The organism is Myxococcus llanfairpwllgwyngyllgogerychwyrndrobwllllantysiliogogogochensis (assembly GCF_006636215.1).
Classification (GTDB): domain Bacteria; phylum Myxococcota; class Myxococcia; order Myxococcales; family Myxococcaceae; genus Myxococcus; species Myxococcus llanfairpwllgwyngyllgogerychwyrndrobwllllantysiliogogogochensis.
The window spans coordinates 1-787 of the sequence record NZ_VIFM01000575.1 but is presented as its reverse complement, the minus strand read 5'-3'; the positions used below and the strand labels follow the sequence as shown (position 1 = coordinate 787).

Annotated in this window: 2 pseudogenes; both read left to right on the top strand. The window is 71.2% G+C overall.

Annotated features, from left to right (window positions below):
* Positions 1-188 (top strand): annotated as a pseudogene (locus FJV41_RS49410) (hypothetical protein); the annotation flags it as partial.
* Positions 189-275: 87 nt separating this feature from the next.
* Positions 276-787: pseudogene (locus FJV41_RS49405) on the top strand (DEAD/DEAH box helicase); the annotation flags it as partial.

The window sequence follows — 787 nt, the reverse complement described above, 5'->3', positions numbered from 1 at the left end:
AGGCCATCGCCACCGCGCTGAAGGCGCTGCCGCGCGAGGCCGTGGACCGCTTTCTCCAGAAGTTCGCCGTGCAGCGCATCCGCGACTTGCCAGCTTCGAAGGGGGAGCTGGCGCGCGCCTTCGTCGATGCCCTCGTCAGGGAGTACTCCGCGGAGAGTGTCGCGGACGTGGACCCCTTCGGGCCGTGAGCGTGCCCCGCTGAAGTTGGTTGCCGTAGCCATGCGCGAAGGGGGCCCGTTGCGAGCCCCCGACGCGCCTCTCCGAGGACAACAAGAATGGTGGAAGACTTCTCCGAAATGCACGGGGACGGGGGACGTGTTGTCTCTCGCACCCAGGACTCCAGCGTGGGGGCCGCGCCGTCTGCGCATGCGCGCAACGCGGGTACGGACAAGCGGACGTTGCGCGTGCGCGTGGATGCCGGGCTGCGACTCGCGGCGGGGGACGTGCCGCCGAAGATGGTGGAGGGCCTCTGCCGCGCGCTCTCCCTGCCCAACCCCGCGTACTGGAAGCTGGTGCGGCTGCGCAAGCGCCCGGGAGCGGAACCCCAGACGCTCTCCTTCTTCCGCCAGGCGGAGCGGGAGCTGGTGCTGCCGCGTGGGTCCATTCACCTGCTGCGCCGTGCCGCGAACGAGGCGGGCCTGACGTTGTCCTTCGAGGACGCGCGGGTGCTGCCGCCCAAGCGCCTGCCGAAGCTGCCGGAGGTGTCCTTGCGCGACTACCAGGCCGACGCCGTGGAGCGGCTGGCGAAGGCCACCCAGGGGACGGCGGTGCTCCCATGCGGGGCAGG